Here is a 22,503-nt window from a genome sequence, read left to right as displayed (position 1 = left end):
ATAAAGCCTTTTAAAAAGGCTTTATCGCACAGGTATGTGCTTATTTAACTTCTTCACCTGCTGCTTGCTTATCGGCATGATAAGAAGAGCGAACTAGTGGACCACATGCTGCGTGTTCGAAGCCCATTTTCATTGCTTCTTTTTGGAACATATCAAAATCATCAGGGTGAACATAACGTTCTACTGGCAAATGATCTTTACTAGGTTGTAAGTATTGACCAATGGTTAACATGGTTACGCCATGGTCACGTAAATCTTGCATTACTTGCAGGATTTCTTCGTTAGTTTCACCTAAACCAACCATTAAACCTGATTTTGTTGGTACGTCTGGGTTAGCTTCACCAAATTTTTTCAATAAATCGAGTGACCATTGATAGTTAGCACCAGGTCTTGCTTTGACATACAAACGAGGTGCAGTCTCCATATTGTGGTTAAACACATGAGGAGGATTTTGATTAAGTATTTCTAGTGCTTTATCCATTCTGCCACGAAAATCGGGTACTAAAATTTCAATTTTAGTGTTTGGTGATTTTTCGTTGATTTCTTTAACACAATTAGCAAATTGTTGAGCACCACCATCACGAAGATCATCACGATCTACAGAGGTAATTACCACATACTTCAATTTCATGTCTTGTAAGCTTAACGCTAACTTTTTTGCTTCATCAGGGTTTGGCGCTAATGGACGACCATGTCCAACATCACAAAATGGACAACGACGAGTACAGATATCACCTAAAATCATAAATGTTGCTGTGCCATGGTTGAAACATTCTGAAAGGTTAGGGCATGAGGCTTCTTCACAAACGGAATGTAGCTCATGTTTACGTAAAGAGTTTTTTATGTTGTCTATACGTTCACTACTTTTAGGTAATTTAATACGTAACCAACTCGGTTTACGTAAGGTGTTTTCACGTGTAGAACTCACCACTTTAATAGGGATATGAGCTAATTTATCAGCATCGCGTAACTTTGTGCCTGGCTCAATCTTAACGGGGTTTTTAGTCGTAGAATTGCTCATTATGATTTACTGCTCTTGCTTGGGTAATCCGGCTTGATGGTTCACTTGTTGAACTTCAAGTAAGGTGGTTAAATGTTTTACTAGTGCTTTTGCAGCACTTTGGGTATCTTTAGGGCCATTGACATCGGCGGTTTGTATCATTTCAAGACCTGCGTATCCACAGGGGTTAATTCGTAAAAATGGCGATAAATCCATATTTACGTTTAACGCTAAACCATGAAATGAACAGCCTTTTCTTACGCGCAAGCCTAGTGAAGCGACTTTTTTCTCATCGATGTATACGCCAGGTGCATCAGGCTTGGCATAAGCAACAATATTATAGTCAGCGAGTGCTTTGACAATACTGTCTTCAATCAAAGTAACTAATTGTCGAACACCTATTTTTTTGCGTCTTAAGTTGATCATAAAGTAGATGACTTGCTGACCTGGCCCATGGTAGGTAATTTGTCCACCTCTGTCGGCTTTTACTACCGGAATATCACCAGGCATAAGTAAGTGTTCTTCTTTACCTGCTTGTCCTTGAGTAAATACTGGTGGATGCTCAACTAGCCATAGCTCATCAATGGTACTTTCATCACGCTCATTAGTAAAATCTTGCATGGCTTGCCATACTTTACTGTAATCCATGCAAGCTAAGTCTCTAACAATAAGCTTGTTAGCCATACTGATTAAGCCGTTATTTTCAGTTATTTCAGCTGTTGCGGTATTATGCACGTCAATGTCTCTATTAGCATTTGAACAAGAAAAAGTCGTTATAAAACGTATCTAACTTGCTCAATAGCAGTAAGTGTTTTATAAATTTTCTCGATGTGTTCTTTGCTAGTTACCGTCACGGCAATAGAAACAGAATGATAATTACCTTTTGAACTTGGCTTGATTTTTGGAGAGTAATCTCCCGGAGTATGCTTTTGCAGCTCAGCAATGATTAGATCTGGTAATTCATCACAGGCAACTCCCATTACTTTAAAGTTCAAAACGGTAGGGAAATCTAATAACTCATCAAACTTGGTTTTCATCTTACTCTCGATTATTAAAATAAAATTCGAAATACGTTCTATTTATGCGATTTTAATACGATATATTTACGTATTGCGCTATGTTTTTACATAGCAAAGGCAATTGTGCTGTTATTTTATCATTATTTTTTAGGGGCTGTTATGATTATTTTTTCTAAGTTAGGGGATGATAAAAGCATTATAAAAAAGCCTCGATATACGAGGCTTTGTTACTAATGTAAACGTTACTCTGTAAAGTTAGTTAATAAACTGTAATTTTACATAGTCAACTAAGCGACTAAACACACTACCTTCATTAACTTCTTCTAAAGTCACTAATGGGTATTTAGCTACATCTTCACCGTCAAGTTGTAAAAATAGCGTACCTACTACAGTACCTTTAGTCATTGGAGCTGTTAGTTGTTGGTTTAATTCAAAGTTAGCTTTTAAGTTTTTACGTTGGCCACGAGGAATGGTAATTGGAGTGTCTAGTAAAATACCTAAATCAATATTTTCTTTATCACCCATCCAAATACGGTTGCTAACAAATTTTTCACCTGCTTTGTATGGGGTAATTGTTTCAAAAAAGCGGAAGCCATAGTTAAGAAGCTTCTTACTCTCAACTTTACGTGCACGTTCACTTTCAGTACCCATCACTACAGTTACTAAACGCATATCGCCTTTTGTCGCTGAAGTTACTAGACTATAGCCTGCGTTTGAAGTGTGGCCCGTTTTCATCCCGTCAACATTTAAGCTTTTGTCCCATAATAAGCTGTTGCGGTTATACTGTTTAATGTTGTTATACGAGAATGATTTTTGTTTATAGATGGCATATTCTTCAGGTACTTCACGAATAATGGCGCTGGCAAGTGTTGCCATATCTCGTGGTGTTGTCATGTGCTCAGAGCTGTCTAAACCATGGCTGTTTTCAAAGTAGCTACTAGACATACCCAGTTGCTCTGCATGCGCATTCATTAAATCAGCAAAAGCACCTTCACTGCCTGCGATATGTTCAGCCATAGCAACACAAGCATCATTACCTGATGCGACGATTATGCCTTTATTTAATAAATCTACTGAAACTTCAGTTCCTACTTCAATAAACATTTTCGATGAATCTGGGAAGTTTTTAGCCCAAGCATTTTCACTGATCATTACCTTGTCAGTATTGCTAATATTGCCATTTTCAATTTCTTTACCAATGATATAACTGGTCATCATTTTAGTCAGACTAGCTGGGGCGAGTTGTGCATCTGCATTACCTTCAGCGATAACTTTGCCAGTAGTATGATCAACAAGAATAAAACCTTTAGCATTAATTTGAGGTGCATCAGGGATAATGGTTATAGCATGTGAAAGAGTCGTAAAGGTAACAGTCGCACCAATGAAAAGTTTACCAATGATTGAGATAAGTTTTTTTGCCATAATAATATTTGAATTTGGTCAATTAATGAAGAAGATAAGTGCCAAAGTATACCATTTAAAAATCTGTTGGCTATGGCCTATGGTGGGATAATCAACCAAAATGATTAAAAATACGCAGATATATGTAATGAATTTGTAACAGACTATATTTGTAACAGTCTATACTAAGGCGTGTTTATCTTTGTTTAATCATTCAGTGATGAGACACCCCCTTTATAATCAAGGCTAACGTTGTGTAGTTTAGCTCGCTAAATCAGCAGCTTTTAACGCAGAGTAAAGAGATTTTAGCCTCAGTGCTAAAGGTAATAGCTATTTTTTGCAGTTGCGGCATTACCATTTACTTATTTGGTACAACGTACATTGTGTTTATACTGCTTTGCTATTGATAAAAATAGCGCATTGCTGAAAAAACCAACAAAGGTCAACAGTCTCTAAACGCTTTCCTTACCTTTAACTAGAGAGGTGTTTGACGAGGATAAGCTTGTGGGTAGCCATTTTCTTTTAACGTATTTAATAATTTATTTAAGGTCGTTAAATTGTTAATTGGACCTATCTGAATACGATAAATACCTTGATGTTTTGGGTAATTCACCACTTGATTATATTGCTTTGCTAATTTTTCAGCGGTTAATTTAGCTACATCAGTCTTGCTGGTAGCAAATACTTGAATATAAGTTGCATCTATCGATGCTGTCGATGGTGATTTATTATTTTTTTTAGCTGAAAAGTCGGTAATAGCTGTTATTTTAACGTTAGCCGTACCGGTTTTTAGCATGTCTAACTTGTACGCTGCACTGTAAGATAGATCAATAATACGTGATTGATGAAAAGGCCCTCTATCATTCACTCTAACAATAACAGATTTATTATTCGCTAAATTTGTAACCTTTAAATACGTTGGTAATGGCAAGTTTTTATGAGCAGCACTCATCGCATACATATCATAAATTTCGCCATTTGATGTTAAGTGACCATGAAACTTATTTCCATACCAAGAAGCTATGCCTACTTGCTCAAAGCCTTTGGCATCAGTTAACACTTTGTAGTGCTTTCCTCTGACTTGGTAGTTTTTATTGCCGCCTCTGCTGTATGGCTCTGCTCGTGCTATGGCGTCTTTTTGTTCGGCTTTTGTAGGTAAACGAGTAGGAATGCTATCTTTATGTTGCTGATATCGGCCAGTTGAAGAACAGCTGGTAATAAGGGTTAATGTAACTAAGCTGATTAATGCGTGTAATATCCATTTAGTTGGCTTAAGTGCTGTTTTTAATGTCATTAACCCTTACCATGTCACTTGCGTTGTTTAACTAAATTAATCTTACTATTTTTCATGTTATACATGAAAGCGCCTATGCGTACTAATAGCCATAAGCATGCCAAATCCTGCCAATAATGTCACCATTGATGTGCCACCATAACTGACTAAAGGAAGCGGTACACCAACAACAGGCAGTAAGCCTGATACCATACCTATGTTTACAAAGACGTAAACAAAAAATGTTAAGGTGAGGCTACCTGCTAATAGTTTTGTGAATGCATGCTGGGCGTTCACTGCTATCCATAAGCCACGCATTACAATAAAGAGATAGACGGCGAGTAGCAACGCTACACCGATTAAACCAAATTCTTCACTAAATACAGAAAATATAAAGTCAGTATGTCGTTCTGGCAAAAACTCTAGTTGTGATTGTGTTCCTTGAAGCCAACCTTTACCTTCAGCGCCACCTGAACCAATAGCTATTTTAGATTGAATAATATGGTAGCCTGAGCCTAAGGGATCTTGCTCAGGATTTAAAAAAGTCATTACACGCTGCCTTTGATAATCTTTCATCAAAAACATCCATAAAATAGGGGCGAAAGCTGAAGCAAGTCCCGCACATATTGCGATAAGTTTCCAACTAGCACCAGCAAGGAAAATAACAAATATACCAGAGCTAGCAATCAATAATGAGGTACCAAGATCGGGTTGTTTTGCAATTAATAAGGTAGGAATAAGTACCAGAATAAAGGCTTGAATTACAGTAAAGACTTTAACGGGTAAATTATCTTGGCTGATAAACCAAGCGATCATAATCGGTACAACAAGTTTCATTATTTCTGAAGGTTGAAATTTAGTGACGCCTAAATCTAACCAACGTTGTGCGCCTTTTCCGACATGACCAAATAGTAAAACACTGATCAGCATTAACACCCCGATAATAAAAACAGGAACAGCCCATTTCCGGTAAGATAAAGGTGGTATTTGCGCGACGAGTATCATAACAATAACTGCTACCCCTAGACGTTTACCATGACGGTAAACTATATCCATTTCTTGACCACCTGCGCTATATACAATAAAACAGCCTAATGTCATTAACGACAAAATACCAATTAATAACGGCAAGTCGATATGAAGCTTTTGCCAAATACTGCGAACTTGTTGTTGATCTTGGCCAGTACTTCTCATTAGTCAGTAACATCCTGTTGTTGAAGTGTTGTTTTTTGAGGTGTTGGGTGTTGAGACATTGTTTGCTGACTGTTCGCTAATAGGGAGAGAGCAGTGCTGCTGTTTTGCTCGTAGCTATGGTCGTGGTTACGTGCATGACTATGGTGAACCAATGGCGAAGTCATTTGTTTCTTTTTAGTTTGGGCGCGTGAATTAATCACCCTATCACCAAAATATTGATCCATTATTTGTCTCGCTACCGGTGCAGCGTTGGTCGCACCACCACCTTTAGCAACATTTTCTATGGCAACCGCGACCACTATTTCGGGGGTTTCATAAGGAGCAAAAGCAATAAACATGGCGTTATCACGTTTGCTTTCTGCTGTTTTTTCAGCATCGTATTTTTCGTCTTGTTTTATTCGTGCAACCTGTGCTGAACCTGTTTTACCTGCCGCATCATATTTACTGCCTTTAAACGCGGTGTGTCCAGTAGCGCCAAGCTTTTGTACTGTACTGTGCATTGCATCAAGTACAATACGCCAATTATCTTCGTTTTTTAATGTAATGGGCGCTTGGGCTTCGTAGATTATGTCTTGCTCAATATAATCTACGAGACTATCGTCAGAAGATGCTGTTTCTCTTGTCGCTTTTAATAAATGGGGGATTTTACGTTCACCTTTATTTACTAAAGTGGTCAGTGCTTGCGTTAATTGTAGTGGTGTCACGGTCCAATAACTTTGACCTATACCTACAGATAAGGTTTCACCTGTGTACCAAGGTTTGTTATATCGAGCACGTTTCCAGCTAACGCTAGGCATAATACCTCGACTTTCTTCATGAATATCGATGCCGGTGTAATCACCAAAACCAAAGCTTTCCATCATGGTACTTATTTTGGTGATGCCTAATTCAAATGCTAATTTAAAAAAGTAAGTATTACATGATTGTTCAATGGCGCGCGTTAAATCAACCCAACCATGTCCCCACTTTTTCCAATCTCTATACTTGTTAGGTAAGCCTTCTAATTGATACCAGCCTGGATCCCAAACTTTAGTGTCTGGAGTGATCATATTTTCTTCGAGGCCTGTTAAGGCTAAGAAAGGTTTAACCGTTGATGCTGGCGGATAACCTTGCACGCTGCGGTTGATTAATGGCAAGTCTTTTGAATTTAATAGACTGCGATAATTCTTACTGCTTATGCCATGAACAAACAAGTTACCATCGTAACTTGGGTTTGAATACATCGCGAGAATTTCACCACTTCTAGGATCCATGGCGACTATTGCACCACGCTTGCCAGACAGTGCACGTTTAGCAATCATTTGTAATTCAATGTCTAAGGAGAGGGTTAAATCCTTACCTGGAATAGGCGGGGTATAATCTAAAGTTCTGACGACACGACCTTGGTTATTAATTTCAACTTCTTGATGACCAATAGTACCGTGAAGAATATCTTCATAGTATTTTTCAATGCCCAACTTGCCAATACCATAGGTTGCAGCGTAGTTTTCAGCTTTACCTTGTTGCTCTAATTTATTGGCATCTTTGCGGTTAATTCTTGCGACATAACCAAGGTTGTGGGTGGTTAGATCGGCAAAGGGATAATAGCGTTTTAATCTTGCATCAACAAAAACACCGGGGAACTTGTGCTGGTTAACTGAAAATAGCGCGACTTGTTGATCGCTTAATCTTGAATGTAATTCTACAGGTTTAAAACGTCGCTTTCCTCTAATCGCCTTAAAGAATTTTTCTTGTCTTTCTGTACTGATGCCAAGTAAAGCGCTAACTTCTTTCACACTCGCTTTGATATCTTTTACATCTTCTGGAATAATTTCTAAGCTGTAAACAGGCTTATTATCAGCTAATAAAACCCCATTTCTGTCATAAATTAAACCACGATTTGGGGCGACAGGTAAGAGCTTAATACGGTTTGAGTTTGAACGTGTTTGATATTTCTCATAGGCAGAAATTTGTAAAGTAAAGACATTTGCAAATAGAACAATTAATAAAAGCAGTACACCACAGAACGCGATAAAGGAGCGACGAGCAAATAAGTTTGCTTCAGCTGTTTGGTTTCGAATGATGACTCGACGAGGTGCCACTATTTATCCTTATGAGCTTTTTGCACTGAGGTGAACACTACCGTTATTCTCGATGGTATGGGTGATTGGTATTTACACTCCAAGCACGGTATAGACTCTCTGCAATTAAGACTCGAACCATAGGATGAGGCAGTGTCAGCGGTGATAAAGACCATTTTTGCTCAGATGCTTTAATACAAGCAGGCGCTAACCCTTCAGGGCCGCCCACTAATAAAGCAACATCTCTTGAATCTAACTGCCATCGCTCTAGTTGACTCGCTAATTTTGAAGTGGTCCATGGTTGGCCTTCTACTTCTAAGGTCACAATCCTATTGCCCTTTGGAATAGCATTGAGCATTAGCTCGCCTTCTTTTTCAAGAATACGAGCAATATCAGCATTTTTCCCACGCTTACCAGCAGGAATTTCAACTAGGTGGAAGCTTAAATCGCGAGGAAAGCGTCTACTGTATTCTTCAAAGCCTTGCGTGACCCAATTCGGCATTTTGCTGCCAACAGCATATAAAGTAAGTTTCATAGAATTAAATAGGCTTAACCACTAGGCAATTGAACGTGAACGCTTTGTTTATATTTGTATTATATGAGTGGTAATACGTTAAAAAAGTTTCATCTTGTAAGCAAATATTTGCTTACGGAAGATTTAGTTATTCGCTTTCAGCCCAAAGCTGTTCAAGATTGTACTTATCTCTTTGTTCGTCGGTCATGATGTGAACGATAATGTCGCCTAAATCAACTAGTGCCCACTCGCCAACATCATTACCTTCTATACCTCTAGGCTCTGAACCTGCAGCTCTACATTCAGTAGCAACAGATTGCGCGATTGATTTTACATGACGATTTGAATTACCTGAACAGATAATCATGTAGTCAGCAAAGCTTGCTTTGTCTGTAATATGTAGAGAAATAATATCTCTACCTTTCATGTCTTCTAATTTTTCAATGACAAATGCTGTAAGTGCGTCTGTTTGCAAGGTCTTATTCCTATTTTACTGTGATTTTACTGTACGCAAATTGAGTGCGCAGCTTGAATAGGGTAATACTACCATTTTTTATCGAAGGGGTTAACGGTAAAGCTGATTTTTGTTGATAAATTCTATGATTTCACTTGATAACCACTGCTGATAGGGTAATTCATTTTGAATTCGTTGACGTATTTGACTTGATGAAATATCTATATGGATAGGGTTGGCAAACAGAATTTTTCCAGCAATTTCGTGAGATACTGCGTTGGTATTTTGCGCACAACGGGAATCAATTAATGCTTTTGTCGCTTCATTTAGTTGGCTTATGCAGTAATTAGGTCGCGTATTTACCACTAAGTGACAAAGTGTCAGAATTTCTTCATGTTGATGCCATGTAGTGAAGCTTTGTAATGAATCCATACCGATAATAAAGTACAGCACTTTATCAGGGTTTTCTTGTTTCAACTGTTTTAGCGTATCAACAGTGTATGAATAGCCGGCCCTTTTTATTTCGCGTCGATCACACGCTAAAACGGGATGATGCTGACACGCTAATTCCACCATCGTTGCACGTTGTTCAGAGCTGGCATGAGGTGATGTATCACTACTCGATTTATGGGGAGGTATATGTGCAGGGATAATCAGCACTTTTTCTAAGTTTAACCAACTCGCGACAGACTGTACCGACTGAATGTGACCACAGTGAATCGGATCAAAAGTACCACCAAAGAGTCCTAAGCCAGTTTTTTTTTGTTTAGCCATAATTTAAATCAAACTGTTCTGTCACTTCGCCGTGATAAAGAGTAATACATAAATCGGCTAATAATAAAAATACGTTAAATTCACTTTGGCTTTTACTTAGTAAATCAATGTCGGCTAAACGAGATAGTGCACGTTGAACATTGTCTAAGCTAATATGCGTTAACGCATGCTGATAAAGTGGTTTGCGTTTATCCCAAATACGGTATTGCTTATATAGTTCAGCGTGAGTTTTCCCTTGTGCTAGTTGAGATAGCATGGCATAAAGTTGTTGAATTTCTTTGTGGAATACCCAAATTAGTTGCCCTACAGCAGCACCTTCTTGCTGAAGTTGATCAAGAATTCTAATGCACTTTTTACAATCACCTTGAAGTAACACATCAATAATTTGAAAAGGATTAAATTTTGCCTGATTTATTACGATACTTTCTGCTTGTTCAAGACTAACGGGTGATTGGCCAAAAAGTATTGATAGCTTTTGTAACTCTTGTGAAAGGGCAGGTAGGTTTCCTTCAAATAACTCGAGCAATAAACTGGTGACTTCAGGTGTGAGGTTTAAATGTAATTGCCTCGCTTGGTTATTTAACCAATTAGGTAAGCTTTTTACATCTAAATCGTAAATGGGTAGGTAACACCCTAATTGATTTAAGCCTTTAAACCATTTGCGATTAGCAGTGGCGCCATCAAGTTTACTACCATGAAATATAAATATAACGTCTTGATTAGCAATGCCTGCTGCTTGGTCTTGTTTGAGCCTTTCTGTTAGTTCAATTAGTACTTTACTGCCAGCATCGCCAATTTTACCACTGGTTAGTTCAACTTCGATAATGCGTTGGCTAGCAAACAAGCTCATGGATTGATATTCATCAATGAGTTGCTGCCAATCAAAACTGTTGTCTGAACTAAAACGAATTAGCTCTTCAAAACCATTATTTTTGGCTGTATTTTTAATGGTGTTTAAGCTGTTATCTTTTTGCCAAGGCTCATCACCAAAAACCAACCAGACGGGGACAAATCCTTTGCGTAGCGTTTGTTCTAGTTGATTATGGTAAATTTTCAAAGTGTGGCCTTAAGACTTGCGATGAATTCTAGCCATATCGCGCAATATTTTATCTGCGGCAGACGTTCTCATCTCGCTTAAAAGTAATGAGAGTTCTCTACTTTTTGCTAGTGCTAGATTCGGATCATCTTGATAATCTCGGTACAATTCAAAGCGAAAGTTTTGTGCATCTTGATTACTAAATCTTAATTGGTAATGTACTGAATAAATTAATTCATATTCAGCAACTTGCCCATTAGGAAATACCGACAGCGTGCGTCTATCTAGTTTATCTGAAACTAAACGCAGTTCAGGTATATCTTGTTTACGTTGTTTAATTAACTTAACCTGATTACGGACAAGGTGAAGCTTTAACAATCGGGTTAATTCACCATGAACATCGCTTGAGCTAACATATAACGTTTGCAACTCATCATCGAGTAGGTAATCACCTCTAAGTTGAAAGCCACAGCTTGAAAGTAAGCTGACAAAAAGTATCGCGATAAGCGATACTTTTTGTGTTTTTAATAGGTTGCTTTTAATGTTTGTAAACATTGAAAATCACCACTAGTTTGCCACGATGTTGAGTAATTTACCCGGAACATAAATAACTTTACGTATTGCTTTTCCGTCAGTAAATTTAACAACATTTTCATCAGCTAAGCCAATTGCTTCAACGACCTCTTTAGCGGCATCTGCTGCAACGGTTATTTTAGCGCGTAATTTGCCATTAACTTGCACTATGATTAACTTTTCATCTTCAACTAATGCACTTTCATCAAGTGTTGGCCAGCTAGCATCTTCAACATGTTGTGCTTTATTTTGAGCAACAAACTGCCATAAGTGGTGAGATAAATGTGGAGTGATAGGCGCTAGCATTAATACAACCGCACGAACAGCTTCTTGCATTACAGCACGATCTTCATCTGAGGCAAGCGTTGCTTTGTTTAGATGGTTCATTAATTCCATGATGGCAGCAATTGCTGTGTTAAAGGTATTACGACGACCTATATCATCACTCACTTTAGCGATAGTTTTGTGCAATTCTCGACGTAAGTTCTTTTGAGTGGAGTTAAGCGTTAAACCTGCTAATTCAGGCGCATTACCACTTTGAGTGAAATCATGAACGAGTTTATAAACACGTTTTACAAATCGATGTGCCCCTTCAACACCTGCATCAGACCATTCAAGTGTTTGCTCTGGCGGCGAGGTAAACATGATAAATAAACGAACGGTATCTGCGCCGTATTTTTCAATAACTTCTTGAGGGTCAATACCGTTATTTTTAGATTTTGACATTTTACTCATGCCAGCAGAAATAACGGCTTCACCATCAAGTTTACTGGTTGCAGAAGTGACTTGACCTTTTTCATTTCGCTCTACATCAACATCACTTGGTGCAATCCACTCTTGTGCGCCGTTATCTGCTTCACGATAGTAAGTATCAGCTAATACCATGCCTTGACATAATAGGCTTTTAAACGGTTCATCACTTTCAACTAAACCTACATCACGTAAAAGTTTATGGAAAAAACGTGCGTAAAGTAAATGCAAAATGGCGTGTTCAATACCACCAATATACTGATCAACAGGTAACCAGTAATTAGCTTTTTCAGGATCTAGCATTTGCGTGTCATCATTAGGTGAACAATAACGAGCGTAATACCAAGAAGATTCCATAAAGGTATCAAAGGTATCTGTTTCACGAAGCGCAGCTTCACCGTTGTATGTTGTTTTAGCCCATTGAGGATCATCTTTGATTGGTGAAGTTACACCATTCATCACAACATCTTCAGGTAGTACAACAGGTAATTCGCTTTCAGGAACAGGGACTGATTCACCATTTTCTAAGTTAATCATAGGGATAGGTGTTCCCCAGTAACGCTGTCTTGAAACACCCCAATCACGTAGTCGATAATTGGTGGTGACTTTACCTTTATTTTCACTGATTAATTTATCGCTAATCGCTTTAAAAGCTTGCTCAAAATCTAAACCATTAAATTCGCCAGAGTTGATTAATAAGCCTTTTTCTGTGATAGCAGCATTAGCAATGTCATCACCTTCTTGCGCTTCAATCACTTGATTAATGGTTAAACCATATTTTTTCGCAAATTCATAATCACGCTGATCATGACCCGGAACCGACATTACAGCACCTGAGCCGTAATCCATTAAGACAAAGTTTGCTGCCCATACTGGTACTAATTCACCCGTTAGCGGATGAATTGCTTTTAATCCGGTATCGACACCTTTCTTTTCCATGGCAGCCATATCCGCTTCAGTGGTTTTACTGGTTTTACATTCAGCAATAAAAGCGGCAAGTTCAGGGTTGTTTTCAGCTGCGGCTAAACTTAATGGGTGCTGTGTAGCTAAGGCGACATAGGTAACACCCATCAAGGTATCAGGTCGAGTAGTATAGATATCGAAACTTTCGTCAGAGCCGTTAACATTGAAAGTCATTTCAACGCCTTGTGAACGACCAATCCAGTTGCGCTGCATGGTTTTAACTTGTTCAGGCCAGCCAGTTAATTGATCTAAATCCTCAATTAACTCTTCAGCGTAATCGGTAATTTTAATAAACCATTGTGGGATTTCTTTTCGCTCGACTAAAGCGCCAGAGCGCCAACCTCGACCGTCAATAACTTGCTCGTTAGCTAATACGGTTTGGTCAACAGGATCCCAGTTAACCGTAGCATTCTTTTTATACACTAAGCCTTTTTCATAAAGCTTTGTGAAGAACCACTGTTCCCAACGGTAATAATCTTTTTTACAAGTCGCTAATTCACGGTTCCAGTCATAGGCAAAACCTAATGATTGTAGCTGGTTACGCATATAATCAATATTTTGATAAGTCCACTTGCCTGGTGCCGTTTTGTTTTTAATGGCGGCATTTTCAGCAGGAAGACCAAATGCATCCCAGCCCATAGGTTGCATGACATTTTTTCCCTGCATGCGTTGGTAGCGAGAAATCACATCACCAAGACTGTAATTACGAACATGGCCCATATGCAGTCGACCACTTGGGTATGGGAACATAGCTAAACAATAAAATTTCTCTTGGCCAGGCTTTTCAGTTGCTTTAAACGTATTGTTATCAGTCCAGAATTTTTGTACTGTATCTTCAATAGCTTGGTGATTATAAATGGATTCCATTAATGCGTTCTCGAATACTAAATGAGGAGGTTTTTCGCCATAGGTGGATAACGTGTCGAATAGTCGATGAATCTGTTTCGCTAACGTTAACTCGTGCTAATAAACCGAAGTTAAATTATCGCGATAGAATACCTTATCTGTAAAGAGAATCCAATGGCTATTACGCTGAGCTTAATAGAGAAATTTGTCTATACTTTCAATATTGAGTGTTTCTTGCTTAAAGGAGTTAATAATGACGAAAAACAATGATTATTTTACTGAAGTATATCAAAAGCTTAATGCTTGGTTAGATGAAGTGAGAACAGAACAAAAGCCACGTATTGAGCATTTCATCAACGAAGCTAAAAAATATGCGGTTGCCGCGGAAGAGATGTCTGAAGAAAAGTTGCATCAGTTTATGGCAAACTTGCGTTATGATTTACAAGACTTTTATCAGCAGAATCAATCTGAGGTAAAACACTCTGTTTATTTAGGCCTACTTAATGAAGCTCTGTGGGATAATTTGGCAAAATTAACTGATAAATCTCAAGTTGAGTGGGCAGAGCTTGTCGAAGACTTTGAACATGATGGCCAATACCATACAGGTGACTTTATTGGTTTTGGACAATTAACCTGTAATGAGTGTCAGCAAACGCTAACAGTGATGCATTTATCTGAAGTTGCACCGTGTGCGAATTGTGGTGGTAATAGCTTTACGCGAGTACCATTGACTCCTTAACAATTCAGATTGTTAGCTAATACTAATCAAGGTAAACTGAGCTAACACTATTAAATATGTACATAAAGTTGAATGCTTTATGTGGTATGTCATCTTTTAATTCAGCAAAGAGCAATATTCAACGATTATCAATTATTTTGTTAATATCGAAAAACTGACTTATTGCTTTACTGCACAAGGAAACCTATGAGCAAACACTCTGAAGAGCTTTCTCAGTCTACACGTTTATCACCTTCTCAATTATCGGCATCATTATCCGCTTCACTTTTTTCTCAAACAAAAGATGCTAGTCAAATATCACAAGCTTTTGTAGGTCATCATAGAGCAAAAGAGGCATTAGATTTTGGTTTATCAATGAAATCTATTGGCTTTAATGTTTATGCCATGGGTGAACATGGTACGGGCAGGCAAACACTCATTAAGCAAATGCTTAATGAAGTCGCAGTTAAACAGCCAATACCCGCCGAATGGTGTTACATCAATAATTTTGATGAAAGCCACATGCCAACCAAGCTTTACGTAAACCCTGGCGACGGTAAGCAGTTATTATCAAGAATGAACAAATTCATTGATGAATTGTTAGATTTATTTCCTGAGATTTTTGATAACCCTGGTTATCAACGTCAAAAAGCGGCTATTGATCGCGAATTTAATCAAAAATATGATCAAGCTATTGCCACGGTTGAAGATATTGCACTTAAAGATAATGTTGTTTTGTATGAAGAAAATGGTGAAGTTGGATTCTCACCTTTAGTTGATGGAAAACCATTAAATGATAAAGAGTTTGCTAATTTAGCAGAGCCAGAAAGAGTAAAGTTCTATCAGTTGTTAGCTGAGCTAGAGGTTGTATTAGCTGAGCAATTGTTAGAGTTACCTTTATGGAAACGTCATTCTTCAGATCAATTACGTAAATTAAAATACGACACAGCAGGGCAAAGCATCAAACCGTATTTAACAGAATTAGAACATGAGTTTGCCAGTAATGAAGGCGTATTAAAGTATTTAAGCAAAGTAAAAGCGCACGTTGTTGATGCGGTATTAGAAATTCTGGTCACTGATGATGAAGATACAGCAACAGATAAAGAGTTACGTAAATTAATGGTAGAACGTTTTTTACCTAATTTATTAGTTGATAGGGAAGGTGTTGAAGGGGCTCCTGTGATATATGAGCAAAACCCAACGTATCAAAATTTATTTGGTCATGTTGATTTTGCAAGCTTTCAAGGCGCAAGTTATACCAGTTATCGCTTAATTCGCCCCGGTGCTTTACATAAAGCAAATGGGGGATATTTACTATTAGATGCCGATAAAGTGTTAGGCCAACCTGCGGTTTGGTCAAGACTAAAGTTAGCGCTTAAAACGCAACAAATTGCTATTGAAAATCCTTATTCAGAGTACGGACAAAACTCAGGGTTCACACTTCAACCAGAGAAAATCCCTTTACAAGTCAAAGTGGTATTACTAGGAGATGCGGAGCTTTATTACACTTTGCAAGATTATGATCAAGAATTTACCGAGCTGTTCAGAGTACTGGCAGATTTTGATAGACATCTAGAAAAAAATGATGAAAACCTCATTGCTTTTGGTAATTTAATTCGCCAACGTGCTTACCAACATAACTACCCTAAGGTATCAGACGAGGCTTTGTTAGCCTTAGCGAAATATGCATTACGTCGAGGTGAGCATCAACATAAAATCTCTGTCAATATTGTACAAGTGAATGATTTACTTGATGAAGCCAATTATTGCTGGCACAAACATGGTGGTAATGGTGAGTTGACAGCAAAACATATTGATATGGCGTTGACTGCAAAAAATCGTCGTATTGGTCGATTGAGCGAAACATGGTTAAGTGAAATAAAAGAACAACAAGTATTAATTAGCACAGAAGGTGAATGTATTGGTCGAGTGAATGGTCTTACGGTGCTTGAGATAGGTGATAGTGTTTTTGGTACTCCTGCACGTATCACATCAACAGTTTATGCGGGCAGTCAAGGCGTTACCGATATTGAAAGAGAAGTCGATTTAGGGAAATCCATTCACTCAAAAGGTGTTTTATTATTAACGGGCTACTTAGGTCATAAGTATGGTCAAACATTTCCAGTGACTATCTCTGCCAATATTGCTATTGAACAGTCTTATGGACACATTGATGGAGACAGTGCCTCAATGGCTGAACTCTGCGCACTTATCTCTTCAATTACTTTATTACCAATCGATCAAGGTTTAGCGATAACGGGTTCAATTAATCAGCATGGCGAAGTGCAATCAATTGGTGGTGTGAATGAGAAAATAGAGGGCTTCTTTAAGTTATGCCAAGATAAAGGGTTAACGGGCAGTCAAGGAGTGATTATTCCTAAAACTAATGTCATAAATTTAATGCTTTCAAGTGACGTTATTGACGCGGTAGATAAAGGTGAGTTTTCTATTTATGCTGTAGAAAGCATAGATCAAGCGTTAGAGTTATTAATGCATACCAAAGCAGGGAAAATAAACAGCACCGGCAGGTATCCAAGAAAATCTATCCATGCTTTAGCGCTGGATAAACTTTCTGCTTTTGCCGATATTTTAAATGGTGAAGAGGAATAGAGCTTAAGCGTTATTTTTCGTGGTAAACGTTAAAATAGTTATGGAGAACGTTCTTCACTTTGTTAGGGGGTATTTATGGCAAAACAGTTTAGAGAAAGCAAATATTTAAATGAATCAGGTACATTAAAGGGGAACTGGTACATGAACCGGTTAGATTATTTTACCTTTTACCAATACCCTGAGTATAAAAAGCATAAAATATTATCTCTAATCGGTGGTGTCAGTTGCTTTTTACTAACGTTGAAACTCATACCTTTAACATTATGGGGCGCTCTACCTTTTCTCTATTTTAGTTACGTTTTAATGAGAATTTTTATTCTCCTAAATACGAGAGTTTGTCGTTATAAGGGGGACTTTTTAGTACCAAAAAAATTCATAACCTTTTTAAGAGCTAGAGAAGTTGAACTTGATGTAAATGATTTTGATTCAGTAGCTACTATGAATAATAAATAAGCTGAATTATTAAATGAAGGTGAACACGGGCTATTGAATTACTTAGACTTGTACGTTATTTGAACTGAAAATTAAATTCCTATATAGTGCGCCCCATAAAAAGAATAACAAAAGCGTTACAACATGGAATTCTCATCGGAAGAATTAGATTTCTTTAAAAATATATTTACTGAGCCAGTCGTTGATTGTTCGTTAAATCAAAATAAGCACACACTAAGTATTCAAACCAGTATCCCTAGTAATTTAAAGACTATTTTAGGAAATAGTAAATTAACCTTGCTTGCAGAAATAAGTCACTACCAATTATGGTTCCCTGTCACAATTAGTTTAAGTGATGCAGGCGATTTTATTCCGGAGCTTGGTGTGCCAGAAATTATCGATGTTCAAGGTAGTCAGCGCAGTTGGCGCGTTAATACACCTGAAAATGTTTCACTATTCAATTCTTGCCTAAATCAAGAGATAGAAATATTGTCTTTATCTGGAACAGGGTTAACGTTTAAAGCAAATAGTAACGATGGCATTATTAAAGCATTTGAAAATGCTTCTTTAGAAATGCGTTTGCCAGACAAACAAAGAGTTACATTAGAATTAGATCCAGTTCGTTCAGAAAATAATGTGATTGCGGCCAAGTTTAAGAACTTTGAACAGGGGCGCGAGTCATTAAGAAAATTCTTATATAATTCGCATAAAACACAATATTCAGAGCTTTACGAAGATATCATATTATAAGTGTTTACAAGACCTATTTTACGAGTTTGGGGTAATAGACAGGTTAACAGTTTGAAATTGTTAGACTTGTGGTTATAGCAACTCACTAGCTTGAACGTTGCTCTATTGTTTATTAATTTAATTCATTAGTGAGGAAAACCGCAGCTATGGGGCTATTTGCTATTCTAAATTGAGGTTGTTTAGTATTATTTCTTGCCTAAACGTAATTAATCTGTATAATGCGCGCCTCAACGACGAGATGTTGTTTATTTGAACTGTTTTTAGATAAACAAAAAGCAACATGATACTCAGGATGAGTTTTACTACTTATTAAATACAAAAATAAGTAGTTCGAGATGAGTGAGGGTTATACCGCCCTATAGACTTACCACGTTAGTAGTTCCTACTAACCAGAAATATAGTGTTTGAATACACTATGCGCCTTAAGTCTCCCTGGTGGTTTCCTCGTATATGTACGCAGGTTATAGACTTAGCAATTTAAAATTAGACTGTTTATTACGCTTTTAAGTGTGCTTTTTGCTGCTTTGAAGGCGGGGATTCTTTTGCTTTTTAATTTTGTTTTTTGTCACAGATAAGCCTGCCTTGAGAAGATGACAAAATTTATGACTGAACAAAATACAGCACAAAACACTGAAAAAAATAATACCGCAGAAAATAACGCCTTAGTTAGTTTTAAAACGTTAGGCTTACCTGAAAATTTACTTTCCGCTTTAACAGAGATTGGTTTCTCTTCAGCAACAGATATTCAAGCAAAAACGATTCCACCGTTATTAGCAGGTAAAGATGTTTTAGGTGAAGCTCAAACAGGTACAGGTAAAACCGCTGCTTTTGGTTTACCTGCATTAGCAGCGATTGATACATCAATTAAAAAGCCTCAACTGATGGTGTTAGCACCTACACGTGAATTAGCAATGCAAGTTGCTGAAGCTATTGAGTCTTTTGGTAAAAATATTAAAGGTCTTCGCGTTGCAACTTTATATGGTGGCCAATCATATGGTCCTCAGTTCCAACAATTAGAACGTGGTGCACAAGTCGTAGTAGGTACGCCTGGTCGATTAATGGATCACTTACGTCGTAAAAGCTTGAAGTTAGATTCTTTAAGTTACTGTGTACTAGATGAAGCCGATGAAATGTTAAACATGGGCTTTTTGGAAGATATTCAATGGATCTTAGATCATTTACCTGAAAGCACTCAAATGGCGTTGTTCTCAGCAACCATGCCACCAGCTATTCGTAAAATAGCGAACAAATTCTTAACTGATCCTGAACATATTAAAATTGAAGCTGTTAAAAAAGCGAAAGCAAATATTCAACAGTTTGCATGGAAAGTTAGTGGCATTAATAAAATGACAGCTTTAGAGCGTATTGCTGAAGTGGTTGATTATGATGCAATGATCATTTTTGTGCGTACACGTAACGATACTGTAGATGTTGCTGAAAAATTAGAGCGTGCTGGTTACCCTGCATTAGCACTAAATGGTGATATGAACCAAGCACAACGTGAACGTTGTATTGATCAGATGAAGTCTGGTAAATCATCTATTTTAGTGGCAACCGATGTTGTTGCTCGTGGTTTAGATATTCCTCGTATTTCACTAGTAATTAACTATGATTTACCAGGTGATAACGAAGCTTATGTTCATCGTATTGGGCGTACAGGTCGTGCCGGACGTGAAGGTACTTCTATTTCTTTTGTTCGTCCACGCGAAATGTACTCTTTACGCCATTATGAGCGTTTAACATCTGGTAAAGTTGAAATGTATCAACTGCCTAATATTCAAGAAATTGGTAAAATTCGCATTGAACGTACGCGCAATGAGATTGCTGAAATTGCTGCAAATAAAGACATTAGTGCGATGCGTGAAATCGTTGCGAAAATGTCTGAAGAATCAGAAGTTGAATTAATTGATTTAGCAGCAGCTTTATTGTTACAAAAACAATTAAAGCAACCACTTCAGCCAAAAGAAGATCCTAAACCACGCCGTGATTCACGTGAACGTAACGATCGTAATGAACGTGGTAACCGAGATGGCAGAAGAGATAATCGTCGCGATGCGCGTGGTGAAAGTAAAGGCCATCGTGGTAGTGAAGGGCGTGGCGAAAGAACACGTAAGCCTAAAGTAGCGCGTAATGATGTTGATTGGCAAACATACCGCTTAGAAGTAGGTAAAGATCATGGTGCAAGACCTGGTGATATTGTGGGTGCTATTGCTAATGAAATTTCATTAGATAGTAGCTATATTGGTCAAATTAACTTGCATGAAAAACATAGCTTCGTGCAATTACCAAAAGGTATGCCTGATGATTCTTTTAAACGCTTAAAAGGTGTTAGAGTTCGTCGCCAACCTTTAGCAATATCTGCTTCTGAAGCACAAGCGCCAACGCAACGACCTGCTCGTCGTGAACGTAGCCAACGTCATAATTAATTAGAAGTCAACTCTTTGTGAAAAGGCGCCTCAGGGCGCCTTTTTTATTCAAATATGCTTATTTAACCGCTAAACCTCTTAAAAAGTGCAAATAATTGTAATTTATTATGTGCCTTGTCTTGTTTGCTGAACACTTTATCTATTACTATATAGCCAATAATAAAATCTATTACAATTACTGTATTATCAATGCCATCCCAAGAGCACAATCATTCAATTAGGGTGTACTACGAAGATACCGACGCTGGCGGTATTGTTTATTATGCTAATTATTTGAAGTTCTTTGAACGAGGAAGAACAGAGTGGTTGCGGGAAATAGGTATAAATCAGGCATTCTTTTTAGAACAACAGCTTGGTTTTGTTGTCACAAAGGTAGAAATGGATAACCTTGCTTCGGCAAAACTTGATGATTTGCTTGATGTGCATTCAACGATAGTCATGCTCAAAAGAGCAAGTTTGGTCTTCCACCAAGAAATTAGAAATCAACATCAACAATTACTTTGCACTGCAGAAGTAAAAATTGCTTGTGTAGATTTTAACGTAAACAAGCCATGTGCTATCCCAGAATTTATATTAGGAGCGTTTAAACGTGTCAGCTGAAATCTCATTTTTTCATTTATTTTTAGAAGCAAGTATCTTAGTACAATTGGTTATGCTGACTTTACTTATCTTTTCAATTGTTTGTTGGGCGATGATCTTTCAACGCAGAAAAGTACTTAAAAATGCAGTACAGCAGCTTAAAGCTTTTGAAGATAAGTTTTGGAGTGGCGCTGATTTAAGTAAATTGTATAGTGAAATTTCAGCAAAAAGTAACATTCAAGGTATTGAAAGTTTATTTGTCTCAGGCTTTAAAGAATTTGCTCGCTTGCGTAAAAGCAATATTAACAACCCACAAATTATAGTCGACGGCACCCATAGAGCTATGCGTGTGGCCTTATCTAGAGAAGTCGATAGCCTTGAAACACATTTGCCCTTTATGGCAACGGTTGGTTCTATTAGCCCTTATATTGGTTTGTTTGGTACGGTTTGGGGAATTATGAACTCGTTCATTGCTTTAGGTGCAGTTAAACAAGCTACTCTTGCTATGGTAGCACCAGGTATTGCAGAAGCCTTAATAGCAACTGCAATGGGGTTATTTGCCGCAATACCTGCGGTAATGGCTTTTAACCGCTTCAGTCATAAAGTAGAAAAGCTTGAGAACAGTTACGGTAACTTTATGGAAGAGTTCTCAAGTATTTTACAGCGTCAAACAGCCGCAGAACCTATTGCTTAACGGAGAGCTTTATGTATCAAAGAGTTAGACGCCGTAAAGTAGCTGAGATAAATGTTGTTCCTTACATCGATGTTATGTTGGTGTTGCTTATTATATTTATGGTGACAGCCCCACTGATTACCCAAGGCGTTAAAGTAGATTTACCTCAAGCTGACGCTGAACCTATGGATGAAGACAGTAAAACTCCGCTTGTTGCTTCTGTTGATGCGCAAGGTCGATATTACTTGACCGTTGGTGCCGATGACAAAGTGCCGATGTCAGCTGAAGAAGTGGCCACATTGGTAAAAGCACATTTAGAGATTGAGCCTGATACCCCTGTAGTTGTTAATGGGGATGGTGCAGTTTCTTACGATGCAGTTATTCAGTTAATGGTACTATTGCAACAAGTTGCTGGCGTACCTTCTGTTGGCTTAATGACCGATTCTGTGGAGAAATAA

The 22,503-nt window shown here is 37.8% G+C and carries 21 protein-coding genes; 8 read left to right on the top strand and 13 right to left on the bottom strand.

The features are described 5' to 3' along the window. Nucleotides 1-40 precede the first annotated feature (40 nt). The 13 genes from lipA to leuS all read right to left on the bottom strand — a co-directional run bounded on the left by lipA (nucleotide 41) and on the right by leuS (nucleotide 13,878). Nucleotides 41-1,021, bottom strand: coding sequence for a lipoyl synthase (gene lipA / locus D1094_RS15770; protein ID WP_118961068.1), 981 nt, complete (start codon nucleotides 1,019-1,021; stop codon nucleotides 41-43). Nucleotides 1,022-1,027: 6 nt separating this feature from the next. Next, nucleotides 1,028-1,684, bottom strand: a complete 657-nt coding sequence (gene lipB, locus D1094_RS15765) for a lipoyl(octanoyl) transferase LipB (protein ID WP_118961101.1) — start codon at nucleotides 1,682-1,684, stop codon at nucleotides 1,028-1,030. An 89-nt stretch (nucleotides 1,685-1,773) separates the two neighbouring features. Next, on the bottom strand, nucleotides 1,774-2,037 hold the full coding sequence (gene ybeD / locus D1094_RS15760; RefSeq protein ID WP_118961067.1) for a DUF493 family protein YbeD: 264 nt from the start codon (nucleotides 2,035-2,037) through the stop codon (nucleotides 1,774-1,776). Nucleotides 2,038-2,274: 237 nt separating this feature from the next. Continuing rightward, nucleotides 2,275-3,441, bottom strand: coding sequence for a serine hydrolase (locus D1094_RS15755; RefSeq protein ID WP_118961066.1), 1,167 nt, complete (start codon nucleotides 3,439-3,441; stop codon nucleotides 2,275-2,277). 454 nt (nucleotides 3,442-3,895) lie between these two features. Beyond that, on the bottom strand, nucleotides 3,896-4,714 hold the full coding sequence (locus D1094_RS15750; RefSeq protein ID WP_118961065.1) for a septal ring lytic transglycosylase RlpA family protein: 819 nt from the start codon (nucleotides 4,712-4,714) through the stop codon (nucleotides 3,896-3,898). Nucleotides 4,715-4,771: 57 nt separating this feature from the next. Continuing rightward, on the bottom strand, nucleotides 4,772-5,887 hold the full coding sequence (rodA, locus tag D1094_RS15745; protein ID WP_118961064.1) for a rod shape-determining protein RodA: 1,116 nt from the start codon (nucleotides 5,885-5,887) through the stop codon (nucleotides 4,772-4,774). Beyond that, entirely contained in the window at nucleotides 5,887-7,968 is a 2,082-nt protein-coding gene (gene mrdA, locus D1094_RS15740) for a penicillin-binding protein 2 (RefSeq protein ID WP_118961063.1), read from the bottom strand. Before mrdA ends, rodA begins: the two co-directional genes overlap by 1 nt. A 43-nt stretch (nucleotides 7,969-8,011) precedes the next feature. Beyond that, nucleotides 8,012-8,482 (bottom strand): 23S rRNA (pseudouridine(1915)-N(3))-methyltransferase RlmH, encoded by a 471-nt coding sequence (rlmH, locus tag D1094_RS15735; RefSeq protein WP_118961062.1) that lies wholly within the window; start codon nucleotides 8,480-8,482, stop codon nucleotides 8,012-8,014. 127 nt (nucleotides 8,483-8,609) lie between these two features. Then, on the bottom strand, nucleotides 8,610-8,936 hold the full coding sequence (gene rsfS, locus D1094_RS15730) for a ribosome silencing factor (RefSeq protein WP_118961061.1): 327 nt from the start codon (nucleotides 8,934-8,936) through the stop codon (nucleotides 8,610-8,612). A gap of 90 nt (nucleotides 8,937-9,026) precedes the next feature. Continuing rightward, nucleotides 9,027-9,689, bottom strand: a complete 663-nt coding sequence (gene nadD, locus D1094_RS15725) for a nicotinate-nucleotide adenylyltransferase (protein WP_118961060.1) — start codon at nucleotides 9,687-9,689, stop codon at nucleotides 9,027-9,029. Continuing rightward, nucleotides 9,682-10,746 carry a DNA polymerase III subunit delta gene (gene holA / locus D1094_RS15720; protein ID WP_118961059.1) on the bottom strand — a complete coding sequence of 355 codons (1,065 nt, stop codon included), beginning with the start codon at nucleotides 10,744-10,746 and terminating at the stop codon, nucleotides 9,682-9,684. Before holA ends, nadD begins: the two co-directional genes overlap by 8 nt. Before the next feature lie 9 nt (nucleotides 10,747-10,755). Beyond that, complete coding sequence (lptE, locus tag D1094_RS15715) at nucleotides 10,756-11,280, bottom strand: LPS assembly lipoprotein LptE (RefSeq protein WP_118961058.1); 525 nt, start codon at nucleotides 11,278-11,280, stop codon at nucleotides 10,756-10,758. Nucleotides 11,281-11,292: 12 nt separating this feature from the next. After that, nucleotides 11,293-13,878 (bottom strand): leucine--tRNA ligase, encoded by a 2,586-nt coding sequence (leuS, locus tag D1094_RS15710; RefSeq protein WP_118961057.1) that lies wholly within the window; start codon nucleotides 13,876-13,878, stop codon nucleotides 11,293-11,295. 232 nt (nucleotides 13,879-14,110) lie between these two features. On the opposite strand from leuS, the gene D1094_RS15705 reads away from it, so the two are divergent. The 8 genes from D1094_RS15705 to tolR all read left to right on the top strand — a co-directional run bounded on the left by D1094_RS15705 (nucleotide 14,111) and on the right by tolR (nucleotide 22,503). Next, nucleotides 14,111-14,596, top strand: coding sequence for a zinc ribbon-containing protein (locus tag D1094_RS15705; RefSeq protein WP_118961056.1), 486 nt, complete (start codon nucleotides 14,111-14,113; stop codon nucleotides 14,594-14,596). Nucleotides 14,597-14,782: 186 nt separating this feature from the next. Continuing rightward, entirely contained in the window at nucleotides 14,783-17,185 is a 2,403-nt protein-coding gene (locus D1094_RS15700) for a Lon protease family protein (RefSeq protein WP_118961055.1), read from the top strand. 75 nt (nucleotides 17,186-17,260) lie between these two features. After that, nucleotides 17,261-17,638, top strand: coding sequence for a hypothetical protein (locus D1094_RS15695; protein WP_118961054.1), 378 nt, complete (start codon nucleotides 17,261-17,263; stop codon nucleotides 17,636-17,638). 123 nt (nucleotides 17,639-17,761) lie between these two features. Next, the gene (locus tag D1094_RS15690) at nucleotides 17,762-18,367 is read left to right on the top strand and encodes a hypothetical protein (RefSeq protein WP_118961053.1); all 606 of its coding nucleotides are present in this window, start codon (nucleotides 17,762-17,764) and stop codon (nucleotides 18,365-18,367) included. 602 nt (nucleotides 18,368-18,969) lie between these two features. Beyond that, nucleotides 18,970-20,793 (top strand): DEAD/DEAH box helicase, encoded by a 1,824-nt coding sequence (locus D1094_RS15685; RefSeq protein ID WP_118961052.1) that lies wholly within the window; start codon nucleotides 18,970-18,972, stop codon nucleotides 20,791-20,793. 189 nt (nucleotides 20,794-20,982) lie between these two features. Beyond that, nucleotides 20,983-21,393, top strand: a complete 411-nt coding sequence (gene ybgC, locus D1094_RS15680; protein ID WP_118961051.1) for a tol-pal system-associated acyl-CoA thioesterase — start codon at nucleotides 20,983-20,985, stop codon at nucleotides 21,391-21,393. After that, nucleotides 21,383-22,066: a protein TolQ gene (gene tolQ, locus D1094_RS15675; protein ID WP_118961050.1), complete on the top strand. Its 684-nt coding sequence runs from the start codon at nucleotides 21,383-21,385 to the stop codon at nucleotides 22,064-22,066. The genes ybgC and tolQ overlap by 11 nt, the downstream gene beginning before the upstream one ends. 11 nt (nucleotides 22,067-22,077) lie before the next feature. Beyond that, nucleotides 22,078-22,503 carry a protein TolR gene (gene tolR, locus D1094_RS15670; RefSeq protein ID WP_118961049.1) on the top strand — a complete coding sequence of 142 codons (426 nt, stop codon included), beginning with the start codon at nucleotides 22,078-22,080 and terminating at the stop codon, nucleotides 22,501-22,503.

Origin of the sequence: Colwellia sp. RSH04, from assembly GCF_003545765.1 — a bacterium.
In the GTDB taxonomy this organism is placed as follows: Bacteria; Pseudomonadota; Gammaproteobacteria; order Enterobacterales; family Alteromonadaceae; genus Colwellia.
Note: the sequence above shows the minus strand (reverse complement) of the source record. Positions and strands in the feature narration are given on the sequence as shown.